General features: G+C 60.4%; 19 protein-coding genes. 7 read left to right on the top strand and 12 right to left on the bottom strand.

Annotated features, from left to right (window positions below; all coding sequences use genetic code 11):
- Nucleotides 1-35: 35 nt before the first annotated feature.
- From GBEM_RS07005 to GBEM_RS06990, 4 genes are all read right to left on the bottom strand, one after another.
- Nucleotides 36-170, bottom strand: coding sequence for an entericidin A/B family lipoprotein (locus tag GBEM_RS07005; protein WP_012529825.1), 135 nt, complete (start codon nucleotides 168-170; stop codon nucleotides 36-38).
- A gap of 594 nt (nucleotides 171-764) precedes the next feature.
- Complete coding sequence (locus tag GBEM_RS07000; RefSeq protein ID WP_012529824.1) at nucleotides 765-1,379, bottom strand: hypothetical protein; 615 nt, start codon at nucleotides 1,377-1,379, stop codon at nucleotides 765-767.
- Nucleotides 1,380-1,603: 224 nt separating this feature from the next.
- A complete protein-coding gene (locus tag GBEM_RS06995) occupies nucleotides 1,604-1,873 on the bottom strand; it encodes a DUF3553 domain-containing protein (protein WP_012529822.1) in 270 nt (89 codons plus the stop codon).
- Between the two features lie 292 nt (nucleotides 1,874-2,165).
- Nucleotides 2,166-2,366 (bottom strand): cold-shock protein, encoded by a 201-nt coding sequence (locus GBEM_RS06990; RefSeq protein WP_012529821.1) that lies wholly within the window; start codon nucleotides 2,364-2,366, stop codon nucleotides 2,166-2,168.
- Between the two features lie 326 nt (nucleotides 2,367-2,692).
- On the opposite strand from GBEM_RS06990, the gene GBEM_RS06985 reads away from it, so the two are divergent.
- The 4 genes from GBEM_RS06985 (at nucleotide 2,693) to GBEM_RS06970 (ending at nucleotide 5,096) form a co-directional block, all read left to right on the top strand.
- Entirely contained in the window at nucleotides 2,693-2,872 is a 180-nt protein-coding gene (locus GBEM_RS06985) for a hypothetical protein (protein WP_012529820.1), read from the top strand.
- 292 nt (nucleotides 2,873-3,164) lie between these two features.
- Nucleotides 3,165-3,875: an AzlC family ABC transporter permease gene (locus GBEM_RS06980; RefSeq protein WP_012529819.1), complete on the top strand. Its 711-nt coding sequence runs from the start codon at nucleotides 3,165-3,167 to the stop codon at nucleotides 3,873-3,875.
- The gene (locus GBEM_RS06975) at nucleotides 3,859-4,170 is read left to right on the top strand and encodes an AzlD family protein (RefSeq protein ID WP_012529818.1); all 312 of its coding nucleotides are present in this window, start codon (nucleotides 3,859-3,861) and stop codon (nucleotides 4,168-4,170) included. The genes GBEM_RS06980 and GBEM_RS06975 overlap by 17 nt, the downstream gene beginning before the upstream one ends.
- Before the next feature lie 17 nt (nucleotides 4,171-4,187).
- Complete coding sequence (locus GBEM_RS06970; protein WP_012529817.1) at nucleotides 4,188-5,096, top strand: AEC family transporter; 909 nt, start codon at nucleotides 4,188-4,190, stop codon at nucleotides 5,094-5,096.
- Nucleotides 5,097-5,170: 74 nt separating this feature from the next.
- On the opposite strand, the gene GBEM_RS06965 is transcribed toward GBEM_RS06970, so the two are convergent.
- From GBEM_RS06965 to GBEM_RS06955, 3 genes are read right to left on the bottom strand one after another with little or no spacing between them, the layout of a single operon-like run.
- On the bottom strand, nucleotides 5,171-5,443 hold the full coding sequence (locus tag GBEM_RS06965; protein ID WP_012529816.1) for a YtxH domain-containing protein: 273 nt from the start codon (nucleotides 5,441-5,443) through the stop codon (nucleotides 5,171-5,173).
- 50 nt (nucleotides 5,444-5,493) lie between these two features.
- Nucleotides 5,494-6,081, bottom strand: coding sequence for a hypothetical protein (locus GBEM_RS06960; RefSeq protein ID WP_012529815.1), 588 nt, complete (start codon nucleotides 6,079-6,081; stop codon nucleotides 5,494-5,496).
- Nucleotides 6,000-6,446, bottom strand: coding sequence for a phage holin family protein (locus GBEM_RS06955; RefSeq protein ID WP_012529814.1), 447 nt, complete (start codon nucleotides 6,444-6,446; stop codon nucleotides 6,000-6,002). The genes GBEM_RS06960 and GBEM_RS06955 overlap by 82 nt, the downstream gene beginning before the upstream one ends.
- A gap of 267 nt (nucleotides 6,447-6,713) precedes the next feature.
- Between GBEM_RS06955 and GBEM_RS06950 the strand changes: the two genes are divergently transcribed.
- The 3 genes from GBEM_RS06950 to GBEM_RS06940 all read left to right on the top strand — a co-directional run bounded on the left by GBEM_RS06950 (nucleotide 6,714) and on the right by GBEM_RS06940 (nucleotide 11,390).
- Entirely contained in the window at nucleotides 6,714-9,260 is a 2,547-nt protein-coding gene (locus GBEM_RS06950; RefSeq protein ID WP_012529813.1) for a hybrid sensor histidine kinase/response regulator, read from the top strand.
- A 51-nt stretch (nucleotides 9,261-9,311) separates the two neighbouring features.
- Nucleotides 9,312-9,908 carry a chemotaxis protein CheD gene (locus GBEM_RS06945; RefSeq protein WP_041263076.1) on the top strand — a complete coding sequence of 199 codons (597 nt, stop codon included), beginning with the start codon at nucleotides 9,312-9,314 and terminating at the stop codon, nucleotides 9,906-9,908.
- A gap of 624 nt (nucleotides 9,909-10,532) precedes the next feature.
- Nucleotides 10,533-11,390 carry a hypothetical protein gene (locus GBEM_RS06940; RefSeq protein ID WP_012529811.1) on the top strand — a complete coding sequence of 286 codons (858 nt, stop codon included), beginning with the start codon at nucleotides 10,533-10,535 and terminating at the stop codon, nucleotides 11,388-11,390.
- Between the two features lie 14 nt (nucleotides 11,391-11,404).
- Here the strand turns inward: GBEM_RS06940 and GBEM_RS06935 are convergent, their stop codons facing one another.
- The 5 genes from GBEM_RS06935 to GBEM_RS06915 all read right to left on the bottom strand — a co-directional run bounded on the left by GBEM_RS06935 (nucleotide 11,405) and on the right by GBEM_RS06915 (nucleotide 17,544).
- Complete coding sequence (locus tag GBEM_RS06935; RefSeq protein WP_012529810.1) at nucleotides 11,405-12,529, bottom strand: transaldolase family protein; 1,125 nt, start codon at nucleotides 12,527-12,529, stop codon at nucleotides 11,405-11,407.
- Nucleotides 12,530-12,538: 9 nt separating this feature from the next.
- Nucleotides 12,539-14,674 (bottom strand): transketolase, encoded by a 2,136-nt coding sequence (tkt, locus tag GBEM_RS06930; RefSeq protein WP_012529809.1) that lies wholly within the window; start codon nucleotides 14,672-14,674, stop codon nucleotides 12,539-12,541.
- A 115-nt stretch (nucleotides 14,675-14,789) separates the two neighbouring features.
- Nucleotides 14,790-15,785: an aldo/keto reductase gene (locus GBEM_RS06925; RefSeq protein ID WP_012529808.1), complete on the bottom strand. Its 996-nt coding sequence runs from the start codon at nucleotides 15,783-15,785 to the stop codon at nucleotides 14,790-14,792.
- 18 nt (nucleotides 15,786-15,803) lie between these two features.
- The gene (locus GBEM_RS06920; protein WP_012529807.1) at nucleotides 15,804-16,001 is read right to left on the bottom strand and encodes a hypothetical protein; all 198 of its coding nucleotides are present in this window, start codon (nucleotides 15,999-16,001) and stop codon (nucleotides 15,804-15,806) included.
- Nucleotides 16,002-16,137: 136 nt separating this feature from the next.
- A complete protein-coding gene (locus tag GBEM_RS06915; RefSeq protein ID WP_012529806.1) occupies nucleotides 16,138-17,544 on the bottom strand; it encodes an OmpA family protein in 1,407 nt (468 codons plus the stop codon).
- Between the last annotated feature and the right edge of the window lie 235 nt (nucleotides 17,545-17,779).

Raw genomic sequence — 17,779 nt, 5'->3', positions numbered from 1 at the left:
CTTTATTCGAGCTTCGACTTGACACCAGCTAGGAACTACTTCCCGGACGAATTCTCTATGGATCTTCCGCCGCTTTGCATGTCTTGGCCGACACCTTTCACGGTATGGCAGGCTGACATGGTCACCATATAGGCCAGGACAACGATTGCACCTGCAATTTTGCGTTTCATAGCTTTCTCCTTTTGACGTTCCGTGCTATCTACGCCGGTCACATTATTAACTTCATCCCATTGGTCATTATACAATTTAAAAGGATCATGCCGCAACGCTTGCCTGATTCGCTCCCCGACCGAAACCCAATGGCTTCGACACTTTCAGTGCGCATGCGGGACTTTTTTTAGCCAGATGCTGTTTTCCGGCGAGTGACATTCCCCCACGAAACGACATTTTTTGCGTCCAAGTGATCATTTTTTACGCCCAAGTGATGTTTATTTGCTCCAAGTGATGCTTTTGGGCGCAAAAAGTGACGTTTTTTTGCTTCAAGTGATATTTTTTCGTTCCAAGTGATGCTTTGGACGCAGAAAGCGACGTTTTTTTCTGCCAAGCGTTACTTTGCGAGAGGAAAGTGACATCTGAGCGGGGAAAATGACGTTTTTTACTGAAACAGAAACGCTTGGCTCACGAAAATCATTTTTTTTTGGGGATGAAGTGATAATCTCCGCGGGAAAAGCTATCTTTGGTTCAGGAAGGAGAAGCGCGGACGGAGAAACTAAAAACACGCCCTTTGGACTCGATCTCCAAAGGGGCATGGGGTGGGGAGAACTTCAGGCAGGGTTGACGCTTTGCAAATAGGACCAAGGGCCGGTAATATTGCCTCGGATGCCCCTGATCTTAAGCCAGTTGGTCCTGGTGCGGTTCAACCCGGTTATCGGAATCTTTTTGCAGTTAAGCGAGAATAGCACAAGTCTCCAGTTGGACTCGACGTTCGGGTCGCCGTCACAAGCCCAAAGCTCATATCCCTTTGCGCCCTCAACCTTGCCGAGCGTAGCGAACAGGTTACCTTTTGGATCGAAAAAGACCTTGAATCCGTGAGGAGAGTCGATGATGTGGGAAGCGATGGCGGCCTTCTCCGGAGGTTTGCCGAAACCAAGTTTCTCCATCACGGTCGGATCTTTTACCGAAAGGACTTTGGCGATGCCGTGGAGAATGGCGAGGTTCTGGGTCATGACCACGCGCTCCGCCTCGCACGCCTTCACCTTTTCCGGATCCCCTTTCAGCGAGGCGGTGTAAGTCGCCTCGTACCGATTGTGGTCGGTGCCCAAGCTCTCGGGATTGGGACACAGCGACAGCATGTAGGCGAACTTTTCCTCGGTGAACACCTCAGTCAGCGCAGCGGATTTCGCAATCACTTCGGAATGGCTATCATGATTTCCAGGCATGCGAACCACCTCCTTGATTAAGTTGATCCAATACTACAAACACCTTCCCCGATGGCAAGAAATTTTTTTCGCTCTTCCCTAATTCCAACTCCTCTCCAGGAAGAACGCTTTGCGGCTCCCCCCCCCTCCCGCCTGTCGTGGGCGAAAAAAAAAGGGGCGGCCAACTGGCAGGACAAATGCGTCATGCCAGAGGCTGCCCCCTTGTCATCGTGTTTTAGGTCGGGTTATTTGGCGCCGGCCGCCTGCTTGGCGGTAACAGCCTTTTTGCGCGGAGCCTTGGCCTTGATCCCATCTTTTTCGACCACCGGATTGGCCGCAATATACGAACCGGGCTCGGCCGGCACCAGGCTGGCAAAATGGGTGCTGGCGATCTTGCGGGTGGTCCCGTCGTTGAAGTGGATAGATACGCGGTAATCGCTGACCTCGACCACTTTTCCGACCCCCCATTCAACTGCAGAGCAATGGCTGACTACGTCTCCTCTTCTGATGGACATCTCGATTCTCCCTTACCTGGTTAGCAACGTTTACTTCGAATGACCCGGATCGCTACCATACGCATGCCGGCGGCTTGCGAGGTCGAAAGCGGGTTCGAACGTTATCGTGACGGGAAATGGTTCCGTAGCTGCTAAGAGATGCTCGAAGTGGCCGTGACAGCAAGGCTAAAAGGTAGGAACGACTACGGGAACCGCTACAAAAGACGAGGCCCCTGTTTTATTGACAGGGGCCTCGTCCGTTAGTGAGCCGTATGACGGTGCAGGAACCAATGGTCCTGCCAGGTGGCTGAATCTAGACCCTGGTCACGTTGGCAGCCTGAAGACCTTTCGGCCCCCTGACTACGTCGAAGGTGACGCTGTCGCCTTCAACAAGGGATTTGAATCCTTCGCCAGTGATAGCGGAGAAGTGGCAGAAAACATCGTCGCCGTTTTCCTGCTCGAGAAAACCAAAACCCTTGCTGTCGTTAAACCATTTTACAGTTCCGTTTGCCATTACTTTATATCTCCAAAATTTCTGAATTTACCCGGAGTTGTTCCAGATTGAATCTCATCGTAACAGCTTCGAATCTACATAGCAAGCTATTTAAATATCGTTAAACCCTCCCTGGCGCGCTTTGAAAGCTGCACCCCCTTAGTTTCAAGTCACGGGAAGGGCTTTACTAAGCTCATAGCGCATCTTATTTAATGATTGATAACAGCCATTTAACATACAGAAACGGAATCGGTTTTTTCAAAAAAGATGAGGGAATTTCAAATCAACTTGCTATTGCATCATTTGTCATAGACAATAGCCCCGCTTCATACATTTGAGGAGATCATATGGCAAAGCCCAATTTCAAATTTCAAAAGCGCCAGAAAGAACTGGATAGAAAAAAGAAGCAGGACGAAAAGATGCAACGCAAGCAGGAAAGGGAGACTGCTTCGACGCAGGACGATTCCGATGAAGTCCCGGCAGCTGAAGAAGATGACATCCCCCTTCCGATTACCACTTCACACTGACCCCAACGACTTGCCCTGCCACTCCTTCGGTCAACCCGGACCGCCACGGTAAGAGGCGCAGAAGCGACCAGCGCCGGAGTCGGGTCTTTTTCACATCTGCCAATCAGCTCTTGAATTCTGCCCCGCCCGATAGTATGTTTCACATCCCCTTGCCTACCTGGCAATCCTTCGGGATACGCTACTTGTAAAACCGTTCGCGGGAGTTCCATGGGTCCGGCCAACGACGTCGAGGGGGGATCCCTGCCTTTCCATGACATGACAGGATCTGCTATTGCGAACAGGGAGATTTTAAATGAAGGCGGATTTCTACAGGGGCGCCAGCGCCAACGTCCCGATAGCGGCGAGCGTCGCGGCTTACGGCAGCGTGCTGGGGATGCTCGCCGCGCAAAAAGGACTTTCCTGGCTCGATCTTCTGTTGATGAACTCGGCGGTTTTCGCCGGTTCGGCGCAGTTCGTCATGGTGGACATGTGGTCTAAGCACCTGCCGGTGATCGAGATGGCTTTTGCCGTCCTGGTGATAAACCTGCGCTACCTGCTGGTGGGGGCTTCGCTGGGGCCGCTTTTCAGCGGACGGAGCCTTCTGTGCAAGGTCTTTTTGATGCATCTTGTCGCCGACGAGAACTGGGCCGTCACCATGACCGAACAGCGCAAGGGAACGGCAAGCGTCTGGTTTCTCTTCGGAGGCGGCGTGATGGTCTTTCTCTGCTGGTGCAGCGGAACGCTGGCGGGGCTTATGGGGGGAGGGCTCGTCTCCCATCCGGAATACTACGCGCTCGATTTCGCCTTTACCGCCATATTCACCGCGCTTGCAGTAGGCTTATTCCAGGGGAAGAAGGACATCCCCCCCTGGCTCGCGGCCGGCGCCCTGGCGCTTATCGCGCACCATTTCCTGCCCGGGAAGTGGTATATCGTCATCGGAGGGGTGGGAGGCGCCATAACAGCGATGCTGGCAGCGCCTAAGACACCGGCCTCGAAGGAGGGCGAGCATGTTCCCGCAAGTTGACACCCAGGCGGTGCTGGCGATAACACTGGCCGCGCTGGTCACCTACTCCTTGCGCCTGGGTGGGCTGCTTCTTTCCGCGCGCTTTCCGCGGACCGGGCGCTTTCGCCAGGGGATGGACGCCTTGCCGGGGTCGCTTTTGTTCGCGCTGGTAATTCCCTCGATCGTGGCAGAAGGGGCATGGGGGGTAGTTGCCGCAGGGTTGACGGCTGTCGTCATGCTGCGGACACGCAACACGCTTTTGGCCATGGTGTTGGGAATGGCGGTGATCTTCGCCGCCCGCAGGTTGACGCCGTAAATGGCGGGGACACGCTGATGGAAAATTTCGCCATGATCGGGGCCTTTGTCCTTTTGGGGATGCTCTTTCGCCGCACCGGGTTTTTTCCAAAAGATTCAGCCCAGGTACTCAACATCTTCGCCCTTTACGTATCACTGCCGGCGGTGATACTGCTCAAGGTGCCGCAGATCGTCTTTTCTCCAGAGATCGCCATTGCGGCGGCGCTTCCGTGGGGGTTGCTTGCTTTTTCCGCCTCTCTGGTGCTTTTGGCGGCGAGACTTTGGAACTGGGAGCGGCCGGTTACCGGAGTGCTGCTTCTGGTCGTGCCGCTGGGAAACACTTCTTTTCTCGGCATCCCGATGGTACAGGCTTTCTTCGGACCGGCAGGGCTTCCCTACCTGATCATCTACGACCAGATCGGCACCATGGTCATCATGGCAACCTACGGCTCCTTCATTCTTGCGGCGTACGGGAAAAACGGCGCGCTGAACCTCTCCGCTGTGGCCAGAAAAGCCCTGCTGTTCCCGCCCACGCTGGCCCTGATCGTCGGCCTTGCCTGCCGATTCTGTCCCTATCCGAAAATACTCGTGCAGTGCCTTGAGAGCGTCGCAACCACCCTGGTCCCAGTCGTCATGACCGCCATAGGGCTGCAGCTGAGGTTCAGGCTTCCGGCAACGGTAGTCGCCCCGCTTGGATTCGGATTGGGCATCAAGCTTTTGATCGCTCCCCTGGCCGCCTTGCTTGTTTGCCGGCTGGCCGGCATAAGCGGGATGGTGGTCGACGTCTCGATACTGGAAGCGGCCATGCCTCCTATGGTTACCGCAGGCGCCCTGGCAGTCGTCGCCGGGATGGATCCCGATCTGGCAGTGGCCCTGATCGGGATCGGCATAATAGTTTCGTTTGCTACCCTACCGGCGATCTTCTGGCTGTCGAGGCTTGCGGCGTGAAGCTGAAAAAAGGGGGGCCGCTTTTCAGCGGTCCCCCTTCCCTTCGCCTGACCCGGTTGCGGTCAGCCCCTATGTCAGTGGTAGAGCTCCTCTTTGGACTCTGAGAATTCGGCTGCTTTTTCCTCGGCGAACTCACGGCCTCTTTGCATTTTCTGGCTGAACTTCTCCTGTGCCTCGGCGGTCATCCCTTTCATCTTCGCAATGGCGTCACCGGTCACATCGGATACTTTCTCGCGCATTTCGTGCCCGGTTTTGGGGGCGTAAAGAAGTGCAAGCCCTGCTCCCACCAACGCCCCGGCTGAAAAGCTAACCACCTCGGCCGTGGTGCTCGTATGATGCCTTCTCATGGCTACCTCCCCGGCGATCTCTCTTCGCCGATTTGTCTGCTACCCGCTCGTTAAATCCTGTGCCCTCTGTGGCTGTACCAGCTTGTGCCGAGAGCCGCGCCTATAGCGTTGGCCAAGCTGCGCCACGCCTGCTTCCTGCCCGGGCGGGTCGTGCCGCTTTTCTTCGAGTCCCGGGCACCGCTTAAAAACGCCTTTGCCGCAGTGGCCGCCAGTGCGACCCCGCCTATCGGACGTGCCTGCTGCCGAATGATACCTCTTTTTGCCAGCGCCCTGCGCAACAGTATGCCGAGCGCGCTCATCCCCAGCGCCGTCGCGGCGCTGCCGGTGCTCTCAACGGCCAGCTGCTTCGCCTGCTCTTTTTTGTGCCCCTTACTGCTCCTTCTCATCATGACCACTGCTGCTGTCGCACCTAAAAGCGACAGCTGAAGCGGCCTTTGCTGCACCACTTCCATCACCTTGGCCACGCCCCTCCAGGCGAGCCCTTTCGCCTTGCGTACCCCCTCCCGGCGCAGGTGATTTGGCGAGAGCCTCTGCTCTATGGTTTGCACCGTTTCGGTTATATCGCTTTCCGTATGTCTGATCTGCTCCCGAAGCTTGTCCGCCGATGACTGCTCGTTAATTTTAATGTTTTCGCCCATTGTGCCGTCTCCTTCACGCTTTCCGCCGTCTGTTCAGGTTTCACCTTCATGTGCGCCAGATCCTTTTGCCCCTTGAGCACCAGCGCTATCCCCGCCCCGATGCAGACAAAAGCGACCAGCAGCGCCGCGCCCCAGGCGGGCATTACCGTCGCCAGCCCCAGCACGATCGCCGCCAGCAACACCAGCAACCCCGAGTACAGTAAAACACCGCCTACGCCTATTGCGGCTGCGTCTTTTGCAGCATGGAGTGCTTTCCCTTTCATCTCGACGCTGAAAAGCTCCATCTCCTGCCTGAACAGCATGCGCACTTCCTGCGTCAACTCAGAAACCAGTTCGCCTATCGATTTCTCACCCTTTTCTGGCATGGCTGCCTCCTTTTGTCACCTAGAGCAGGCCAGCAACAGCCGCGTTATTTCTGTGCACAGTTTAATGTTAGAAGTTTTCACCGGGCATTGCAAGGCTTGTATTGAGAGAGCGATCGATGCAGGCTTCGAGGCCGGTTTGTCCCAGCCGTATTTGATGCTACTATCACAGTTGTTCCTGCGAACCGGCATCTGTGCACATCCACTCAACTTTTTACGCCATCTGCCGATTAAGACAGCACTGTCTTGCAATTGCCACTGGAGGAAAGAGTGTCACAGAGAACTCCAGATCCAAAAATCGGCAGCGCCTTCCAAAGCAAATCGCGCTCGCTTGGCCTGTGGCTGAGCCCTTTATTGATGCTGGGCGCCTTGCTGCTGGTGTTCGCCGTCATCATCTGGTTCATCGAAGGGAACAACCGGAAGAGCAAGCAGAGCGACCTGAGTTCCAGGGCGAAAACCATCGGCGGAACGGTGCAACTCACCCTGGATGGGAACGAGAGCTACCTGGGCATGCTCGCCCTGGAGCAGGCCGCAGGGAAACTGGACCGGCCCCTGTTCCAACAGCGGGCCAGCCGCTACATCAACGAACACCCGGAACTGATCAACATCACCTGGGTGGACGCCGGCATGTTCATCCGCGACGTGGCACCTTTGGCCCAGAACCGCCAGATACTGGGGCTGCATGTGGACTTGCCGGAGCCCAAGCGCGCCTCACGCCTCGCCAGGGACCTGCGCCTGCCGGTCTACACCAGCCCCTTCCAGGCCATACAGGGAGTGACCTCCTTTGAAGTATGGGTTCCCGTCTACCGGGACGACACCTTTTTGGGCCTGTTCGCCGGGGTCTACTCCTGCGAAAAGCTGCTGGAACAGCTGGTCTCGCAGGTCCGTCCGCGCTTATACCACCTGAGCCTGGTCGACAGGTACGATTCGGTGCTGGCGTCCTACCCAGTCCAGGGGACCCTGGACAAAAACCTGTCCAAGGAGGTGCTCATCACCCCCGAGGACAGCGGCGTCGTGCTGCGCATCGAGAGGTATGAGACCGGCTCCGAGTGGCGCCTCATGATTTTGAAGTTCCTCTCTCTGGCGCTGGTCCCGGGGCTAGGCTACACCCTGTGGAACTTAAAGCGCGAGATGGACGAGCGCAGGCGGGTCGAGGAGGCGCTCAAAGAGCAGGCGATGACGCTGGAGCAGGAGGTCAGGGAGCGCAAGGCCGCGCAGGAGCATCTGCAGGACCAGGCGGTCCTTCTGGAGGAGCAGATCGACGAACGCTGGCAGGCGGAAGAGGCGCTTAGGGCAAGCGAAGAAAGACTGCGCCTCTTGCTCGATTCAGCGGGGGAGGCGATCTACGGCATAGACCTTGAGGGAAACTGCACCTTCTGCAACAAAGCCTGCCTCAGGATGCTGGGAGCCGACTCCCCGGAGCAGTACCTGGGGCGCAACATGCACGAGATCATCCACCACTCCTACCCCGACGGCACCCCGATGCCCCGAAAGGAGTGCATGGTGCACCAGACCTTGCGGGAGGAGCAGGGATGCCACGTGAACGACGAGGTCTTCTGGCGCGCGGACGGTAGCAGCTTTCCGGTCGAGTACTGGTCCCATCCCCAGGTGAAGGGGGGGAAGGTGGTGGGCGCAGTCGTCGCCTTCATCGACATCACGGACCGCAAGCGCCTGGAGGAACAGTACCGCCAGTCGCAGAAGATGGAATCGGTGGGGCGGCTGGCCGGGGGGGTGGCGCACGACTTCAACAACATGCTGAGCGTCATCCTGGGAGCCGCGGAATTGAGCAGACGCAAGCTGGAGGAAGGCGAGCCGATAGACGCCTACCTGGAGGTGATCACCAACGCCGCCAAGCGCTCCAGCGAGATCACCCGGCAGCTCCTCGCCTTCTCGCGCAAGGAGGTAGTTTCGCCCCGTCCGCTGGACCTGAACCAGCTGATCCGGGAGTCCAACAAGATCCTGGCCAGGCTGATCAGCGAGGACATAAACCTCTCTTTCACTCCCGACCCGGGGCTTTGGCTCGTCTCTATCGACCCTTCCCAGGTGGACCAGATCCTGATGAACCTGGCGGTGAACGCCCGCGACGCCATGCCCAACGGCGGCAGGCTCAGCATAGAGACCAGGAACCTCCGCCTGACCGGCGATTGCAGCCACGTCCACCCCGACGCGCATCCCGGTGATTACGTGCAGCTGACGGTGAGCGACACCGGGCAGGGGATGGACAAGGCGACGGTCGAGCACATCTTCGAGCCTTTTTTCACCACCAAGGAACTGGGCAAGGGGACGGGGCTCGGGCTTGCGACCGTCTACGGCATCGTCACCCAGAACAGGGGTTTCATCAACGTGTACAGCGAACCGGGCCAGGGGACCGTGTTCAGGATCAACCTGCCGCGACTGGCGGACCAGGCCGATGGGGCTTCCGGCCAGGAGCAGGCGGCGCCGGCGCTGTCGGGAACGGTACTGCTCGTCGAGGACGAGGAGATGCTGCTCTGGCTGGCGACGAAGCTTTTGGAGGAGCTGGGGTTCAGCGTGATCCAGGCGCCGGGCCCGCGGGAGGCGATCGCGATCTGCGAGGACCCGGGACTGAACCTCGACCTCATCCTGACCGACGTGGTGATGCCGGAGATGAACGGCAGCGAGATGGTAGCGAAGATCAAGCAGACCCGCCCCGATCAGAAGGTGCTCTTCATGTCCGGTTACACCTCTGACGACGTGGTGCAGCGCGGCATCCTGGAACAGGGGATGCAGTACATCCAAAAACCTCTGGACCTTCGCGAACTGGGAGAGAAAATCGGACAGATACTGGCGGGAAACTGAGACGGTGATGGCGGCGAAGACTACAGGAACGGAAAGGGCCGGGTGAGGATCGTGAAGATTGAAGAGTATCAAAAAGGGGAGCGGGTGACCATCTCCCCTGGCGAATATTATGTGACGGCAAAGCCGGGGGTGATCTCCACTTTGCTCGGCTCCTGCATCGCCGTCTGCCTCTATGACCGCGGGCGGCGCCTGATCGGGATGAACCACTTCATGCTGAGCAACCCCCGCTACTCCAGGGATCTGCCGTTGAACACCACGGACGCGGGGCGCTATGGGATCCACGCCATGGACCTGCTGATCAACGCCATGATGAAGAAGGGCACCTGCCGTCACGAGCTGCGGGCCAAGGTCTTCGGCGGCGCCACCATCATCAACCCGGATTCGCCGCACGACAACTTCTTCTGCGTGGGACAGGTGAACTGCAGGTTCATCCTGCAGTACCTGGAGAAGGAGGCGATACCGGTCGACGCCATGGACCTGGGGGGAGACTTCGGCCGGGTGATCCACTTCTCCAACGGGGATTTCGCGGTGCACCGCAGGAAAGTGGATTCGCTTCGCAGCGACAAGCTGGCCAAGCGCGACCGGTACTGCTGGCAAACGGCGATCGAGCAGCAGCAAGCCGCCCTCACCGAGATCGACCTTTGGTAATGGTACGCTGCCCGGCAGCTGCTCGTCCCTCCCACCTCGCCGAACGGCCTCAGCCTTGAGCGCCTCTTGATAGCTACCTTCCTGCACGGTCACCACAACATTCCACCCCATGGCTTCCTGCTACGGACGGTGCGGCAAAAAGATCTGCAATCCTGTAGTACGATTCCCTGAGATGCAATTTGAGCGCGTTACGGCAAGGTGCTGCCGTCAGCTTGTGGGAGACGGCAAACCTGCACAATTAATATGCAAAACGGTAAAAATACATGATCCATGGTGGGATATGGCCGACCAGACAAAAGTTATCCACAGCGTTATCCACCAAATTGTGTATAGCGAAGCCGCGTTGAGCTTGGCGCTAGCTTCCAGCCTGGAAAATTTATGCACTTTCCTGCCGTTTTTTGGCGTAACGCCATATCATTGACATATGTTAACGTTTGTGTGCTAATGTGAACTAAGAGCTGGGCCGGGGAGATACCTTTCAGGGACGCTTTTGGACAAAAGTGCCAGCGGGAAAGCATAGTTGAGGGTGAGGGAAAGCATGGTAGCATTTTCCGTCTATTAAGCTGAACCAATCATCTCGAATGAAGGCGTGCGCTTCAGCGCCGCTGACGAGGGGATACGAGCATGACCTGGGAACGGATGAGCATAGAGGAATATGCGGCCTTTAAGCGAAATGACGGCGACCGCGTGGTGAAGATCAAGGATACCTGGTGGGTTGAGGCGCGCCCCTTCTTTTTCAGGCCGCTCTTCCCGCTAAGCCGGGTAAATCCCCGGGTGGCCAACTATCCCGCGCAGTCACTGGTGGGGGGGGTGCTGCATCTGGTCCCGGAGCAAGTGCCGGCGAACAGCAACATGAACCTCTTTCTCTACCAAGACATTGCCGGCTACGCACTGGAGGGGATGGACAAGAAGTCGAGGTGGGTGGTGCGCAAGTCGATGGAGTCCTTCCGTGCCGAGCGCTTGACCGATGTCGAACTCTTCATCGAGCAGGCGTACCCGGTCTACCGCTCTTTCTATGAGCGGACCAAGTACTTCTACAAGAGCGAGCGGACCGCCGAAAGGTTTTTCGCGCAGTGGGCAAGGACGATCTACAGCAACCCGAAGGTGAAGGTGACGGGAGCGTACCGGCAGGAGAGGCTGAGCGCCGTGGACATCTCCTACCAGGTCGAGGATCTCATCATAGAGGACGTATTTTTTTCCGATTCCCTGAGCCAGCAGTTGAAGGTCACCGATTTCATGCTGCACGTCCTGAGGGAGCAGGCGAGCCGCAGCGACGCCCGCATGCTCTTCAGGGGGTTTCCCAGCGGCAAGGAGAGCCTGGACCGCGCCAAGATGATGAGGGGATGCCGGATGATGACGCTGCCGGCGCACTGCAGGATAAACCCGCTGGCACTCTACCTGGGAAAAACCTTGATGAACGGCAGCTACCGGAAACTGGCGGCCATGATCGCTGCGCCAGAGCAGGACGGGAAAGAGAATTAGAAGTACGCGGCGGTTCAGCCGAGGGCTGCGATCCGCTTGAGCTCGATGTTGCGCAAAAGGCCGTCGTAGGGGCGGGCAGAACGCTCCACCCCCTCGGCCTCAAGGCGCCGAGCCAACTGGTTCAGATCGACCCCAAGGCCATGAAGCCGCTCCAGTGTGGTCAGAGCCTCCTGCACCCCCTCGTCGAGGCGCCCCGCCGGCCTTTCTCCGTGGTCCCGGTAGGCGGCGATGGCTTCCAGGGGCATGGCGTCGACGGTCCCTGGGCCCAGCAGCCCTTCCCGGTTCCTCAGGCCGGCAGCGTCCCCCCCGGTCCTGGCACCGGCGAAAACCAGCCGCTGCTGCCTCGCCCCTTGCGCGGCAAGGGCCAGGTAGCGACCGCCGGAATGGATCTCGCGGTTCACCTTGCGAAACACCTTCGCGCACGCTACTCCCACCTCACCCTTTAGCGCCGCCGCCATCCTCGCCTCGCCTCCCTCCTTCTGCGCCAGCCTGGAAAGCAACGGATCCACCATGGCATCGATGCGGCCGACGGTGAGGGTGGCCGCCGAGGCGACTCCGGCTAGGGGAAGCCCGCGGGCGGCGCGCTCCGAGAGCCCGTCCTGGTAGGCCTCAGCCGCGGCCAGATAGCGGGAGACGGCGAAAACGAGGGTCACGTTGACGTTGATCCCCTCCCGGACCAACTGGCGCAAGGCGGCTACCCCCTGGCAGGTGCCGGGGATCTCGACCAGGAGGTTGGGGCGGTCGACCAGCTCCCAAAGCCGCCTTGCCTGCGCGAGCATCGCGGCGCCGTCATGCGCCAGGTGCGGGGAAAGGGCAAGGCTTACAAAACCGTCCCTGCGGTCCAGCCGCAGGTACAGGGGATGCAGGAGGTCGGCGGCCAGCCGTACATCCTCGGTCGACAGCGTCTCGTAGATCCCTTGCGCGTCCTGCCCCTGCCGTGCCAAGAGGGCGATGGCAGCGTCATAATCGTGGCCCGCGGCGATGCTCCGCTCAAGGTGGGCCGGGTTCGAGGTGACGCCGCTGACCCCGTCCTGGACCAGCGAGATCAGGGCCCCGGAGAGCAGCATGGGACGGCTGATGCCGTCGAGCCAGACGCTCTGTCCGCACTGCACCAGGTTGGTAAGCGGCGTTTCTCTCATGTCTCGCTCCTACGGTTTCGGAGAGGGTGCCTCCGGCGGTTTTTCGGGCGCCGCGCCCAGGCCGGGGCCCGCGCCCCCTGTCAATTGCAGCGCCATGCCACAAACATGGTCCACGGTGAAACCATACTCCCTCAAGACGACCTCTCCCGGGGCAGAGGCCCCGAAATCGTCGACTCCCAAGACTATCCCCCCCGACCCCAGGTAGCGGTGCCATCCCTGGGTCGCCCCCGCCTCGATCGCCAGCCGCGCCGTCATCGTAGGCGGCAGCACGAAGTCCCGGTACTCCTGCGGCTGCTCGTCGAAGAGCTCCCAACTGGGGAGAGAGACGACGCGGACCGCGAGGCCGCGCTCCTCAAGCGAATTGCGCGCAGCCAGGGCCAGGGAAAGCTCGGATCCAGTGGCGATGAGGATCAGGCGAGGCGCCCCCTGCCGCGCCTCGGCGAGGACGTAGCCTCCCCGGAGCACCCCCGCCGCCGCGCCCAGCTCCCCACGGTCCAAAGTGGGCAGCGCCTGGCGCGAGAGCACGAGGGCCACCGGCCGCCCCTCGACCTGGAGCGCCGCGCGCCAGGCCTCAACGCACTCGTTGGCGTCCCCAGGCCTAAATACCACCAGGCGCGGGATGGCGCGCAGGGAAGCCAGCTGTTCCACCGGCTGGTGGGTCGGCCCGTCCTCCCCCAGCGCTATGGAGTCGTGGGTGAAGATGTGGATCACCTTGAGCCGCGACAGCGCCGCCAGCCTGAGCACGGGGCGGAGATAATCGGAGAAGGTGAGGAAGGTGGCGCCGTAGGGAAGCGTGCCGCCGTGCGCCGCCATTCCGTTCAGGATGGCCCCCATGGCGTGCTCGCGGACGCCGAAGTGCAGGTTCGCCCCGGCGCGCCCCCATGCCCCCCCCACCGCCCCCTGCCTGTCCAGCGGGTCGAAGCTTTCGGGCTGGAAGTCGCCCTTGCCGGCGAGCGCGGTGAGCGTCGAGGGGTTCAAGTCGGCGGAGCCGCCGAAAAGTTGCGGCACCCTCTGGGCCAAGGCGTTCAGCACCTTTGCCGAGGCTACCCGCGTCGCCATCCCCTTGGCGTCGGCGGGGAATTCCGGCAGAGCCTCCTGCCACCCCTGCGGCAGCTCCCCAGCCAGAACCTGCGTCAGTTCGGCGCTCTCAGCCGGGTACGCCGCGTCGTAACCCGCCATGACCGACTCCCAGGCCCGCTCCTCCACGGCGCCTTTCACCAGCGCCTCGCGAAACCGCGCCAGCGCCTCGGGCGGGATGTGGAACTGCGGCTCCTGCGGCCATCCGAGCGCATCCTTGGTGCGGCGCACCTCCTCCACCCCAAGGGGTGCGCCGTGCGCCTCGAAGCTGTCCTGTTTCTGCGGCGAGCCGAACCCGATCCGGGTGCGCACCATGACCAGGGAGGGGCGCTCTTTTTCCGCCCGCGCCTCCTCCAAGGCCCACCCGATCGCCTCCGGATCGTTGCCGTCGGCAACCTCGAGCACCTGCCAGCCGTAGGCCCTGAAGCGCGCGCCGCGGTCCTCGGTGAAGCTCAGATCGGTTGCGGCGGCGAGCGTGATGCGGTTGTCGTCGTATAGGCAGATGAGCTTTGCAAGGCGCAGGTGCCCGGCAAGCGAGGCCGCCTCGGCCGCCACCCCTTCCATGAGGTCGCCGTCACCGACAAGGGCGTAGGTGAAGTGGTCCACGAGCGTGAACCCCGGCCGGTTATAGCGGGCGGCAAGATGGGATTCTGCTATCGCCATGCCGACGGCGCCGGCGAACCCCTGCCCCAAAGGCCCGGTGGTCAGCTCTACCCCCGGAGTAAGCCCCCGCTCCGGGTGTCCGGGGGTGCGGCTTCCCCACTGTCGGAAGCGTTTCAGCTCCGACAGGGGGAGGTCGTAGCCGGTCAGGTGCAGCAGGGAGTAAAGCAGCATGGAGCCATGCCCCGCGGAGAGGACGAAGCGGTCCCGGTCGAACCAACCCGGGGAGGCGGGATTGTGCCTCAGGAATCGGGTCCAGAGCAGGTATGCCATGGGGGCTGCCCCCATCGGCATGCCGGGATGGCCACTGTTGGCTTCTTGGATGGCGTCCACCGCCAGGAAACGCAAGGTGTTGATGCAGAGCTGGTCCAGGTTCCCGGCGCTGCCCGGATTTAATTCGATGGTCATGGCGCTGCTCCTTCACATGAAGTTGTGGGGTTGTGGGGGGGCCAAGGTGTTTCCCTGGCGCTGCCGCCCCGAGCCACTATAGCAAGTGATGGAGCAAAGATGAAGACATGTTGAGCTACTCGGTGCTGTCGATGAAGCGCAGTGCCTCCTCCTGGTAGCGCTCTCCCGCCACCTTGAAGCAGGCCACGGAGCGGTCCAGGTCGGCCCAGACCTCCTCGGAGAGTTTCAGCCCCGCCGCCTGGGCGTTTTCCTCCAGGTAGCGCAGATGCTTGGTGCCGGGTATGGGGACCAGGTCGCCGCCGCGGCCCAGTATCCAGGCAAGCGCCACCTGGGCCGGGGTCGCGTCGTGGGCGCGGGCGATGTCGTTCACCATGGAAACCAGCCTGAAGTTGTGGCTCAGGTTCTCCGCCAGAAAGCGCGGGTTCTTGCGGCGCCAGTCGCAGGGCTCAAGGTCTTCAGGGGTCCTGATCTTGCCCGCCAGGAACCCGCGCCCCATCGGGCTGTAGGCGACGAACCCGATCCCCAGCTCCCGCAGCACCGGCAGAAGCTTGTCCTCCACCCCCCGCTCCCACAGGGAAAACTCGGACTGTACCGCGCTCAGCGGATGCACCGCATGCGCCCGACGCACGATGCCCGGCCCCACTTCGGAAAGGCCTATGTAGCGGACCTTTCCCTGTTGCACCAGTTCTGCCAGCGCGCCTACCGTCTCCTCGATCGGGACGGCGGGGTCGAGGCGATGCTGGTAGTAGAGGTCGATGTAGTCGGTACCGAGCCTCTTGAGTGAACCGTCGATGGCGCGGCGCACCTGGGCGGGGCTGCTGTCCAGGCCGATCTCCCGGCCGTGGGGGCCGAACCTCCAGGCAAACTTGGTGGCCAGAACCAGCCGCTGGCGCGGCACCTCCTTCAGCACGCGCCCCAAAAGCTGCTCGTTGCAGAAGGGACCGTAGACCTCGGCGGTATCCCAGAAGGTAATTCCCAGCTCCACCGCCCGGCGCAGGACGTTGATCGATGCAGCGTCGTCCCTGTGCCCGTAGACATAGGACATCCCCATGCAGCCAAGCCCCAGCGCCGAAACTTCGAGTCCCTGCTGCCCCAGTTTCCGTTTGTGCATATCCGCCTCCTGACCTTACTAGCACCTTTTGTCCAATACCAGTCTCACCAGCGGGATGGTGCTGGCGACTCCCGCCATGAACAGGCCCCACCCTGCCGCCCTGCGCCCCCTGGGGCTGAACCGGTCGGCAAACAGCAGCCCAAGCCCCGCTCCAAGGACCACTCTCGTCACCGCTATTGCCGACAGCTGCGGCAGGGTCAACTTAGCTTTTTTCATCTCTCTACCTCCAGTTGCAGGGGCACGGCGCCAACAAAAATAGCCCATATCGTCTATGGGCTATTTTCGTGGCACCGTGGTTACCGTTGCCAGAGGCCAGGGTGCTGCCGACTACCCGGTTGCACCTGGTCTGCGGCTACTTCGTGACGACGCAGTCGATGACCGCGTTGATCCTGCGGTTTTTCTGGCGCCCTTCGGGCGTGTTGTTGTAGCTGATGCGGCGGGTCGCGCCGTACCCCTTGGCGGAAAGGCGGGAGCGCTCGATGCCGAAGTTGTCCACCAGGTAGTTGACCACGTTCTGGGCGCGCTGCTGCGAGAGCTTCATGTTCTTTTCGGGGGAGCCGGTGTTGTCGGTATGCCCCTCGATCACGGCGGTGGTGGTGTTGTAGCGCTTCATGTAGTCAGCCACCTTGGCGATCTCGTTGCGGTACTGCGACTTCACGTCCGCCTTGCCGGCATCGAAATCCAGCACCAGCGCCATGCAGAGCCTGTCCGGCGGAGTAACCTGCTGCACGTCGAAGGCGCAGTCGATGATCGCCTCGATGCGGCGGTTTTTCTGTTTACCCTCGTCGGTCGCGTTGTCGGCGATGGGGCGGGTGAAACCGTACCCCTTGGCGGAAAGACGGGAACGCTCGATCCCGTACTGCTCGACCAGGTAGTTCACCACCGCCTCGGCGCGGCGCTGGGAGAGATCCTGGTTGTGATTGTAGGAGCCGACGTTATCGGTGTGCCCTTCGATGACGGCCGTGGTGGTCGGGTACTTTTTCATGAAGTTGCCGACCTGGGCGATCTCCTCCTTGTATTCAGGGCGGATGATGGCCTTGTCGATGTCGAACTCACCATGCAGGGTGATGCAATACTTGTAGTGATCAGGGGTCGGCTCGGCTGCCGGAACCTCAAGCGGGGGCTCGGGGGCAGGGGTAACCGCAGCGGGCTGCTCGACTGGAGTGGCAACGGTCTCGGCGGGAGCCGCAGCGCGCTCCCTGCCGCCGAACAGGAAGGTCAAGCCGAGGGAGTATTCCCAGTTACGGGCAAGGTCACGGCCGCGACTCAGGTGGTTGGACATGAAATCGACGAGATAGCGCCCGTCTGCCCTGAGGGCCACGTTGTCGGTCATGAAGAACTTGACGCCGCCGCCCGCTTCGGCGGTGCCATCATGGGAGTTGCCGCGTTCGTCCCTGATGGTGGTCCCACCGCCGCCGAATGCTAGATAGGGAACGACCTGAGAGTCAGCGAGGATGTTGTAGACGAGGTCGAGGCGGTACGAGTAGACGCCGACGTTGTGTTTGGTTGCCTTGTACTCAGCCTTCATGTAAGTACCGACCAGTTCCGCCGCGAAGTGATCGGTGAAGTCGTAACCCAATCGCAAGCCGCCTAACGGGCGGTTCTGCTTGAAATAGGCTTGGCGGTCGTCATCGAACCCGTAGCCGCCGACAAAGGGGGAGATGGAAAACGCCCCCGCTCTTTCCCCGGCCTGCGCGATGCTGGCTAGCGCCATCACGGCCAAGGCCATTAGACAGATAATGCTGGTGAGTTTTTTCATCCTGTTTCCTCCTTGGTTCGGAAAGATCTCCTGATCCTTCCGGTAAATTGGAGTCCCGCCATTATGGCGGACCCGGTTTCGGTTTCCGGCCTGCCGGACCGGCGGCTGGCAATTCCTTTAAGCAGTTCCGTGGGTTGCGGCGCCCTGCACCCCTTTCTAAAATTAACGGATACTAATATATACGTAATCCATGAGGTGTCAACACTACATGAGCGGCAACTAATATTTCTATTCA

Origin of the sequence: Citrifermentans bemidjiense Bem (assembly GCF_000020725.1) — a bacterium.
GTDB lineage: Bacteria > Desulfobacterota > Desulfuromonadia > Geobacterales > Geobacteraceae > Geomonas > Geomonas bemidjiensis.
Note: the sequence above shows the minus strand (reverse complement) of the source record. Positions and strands in the feature narration are given on the sequence as shown.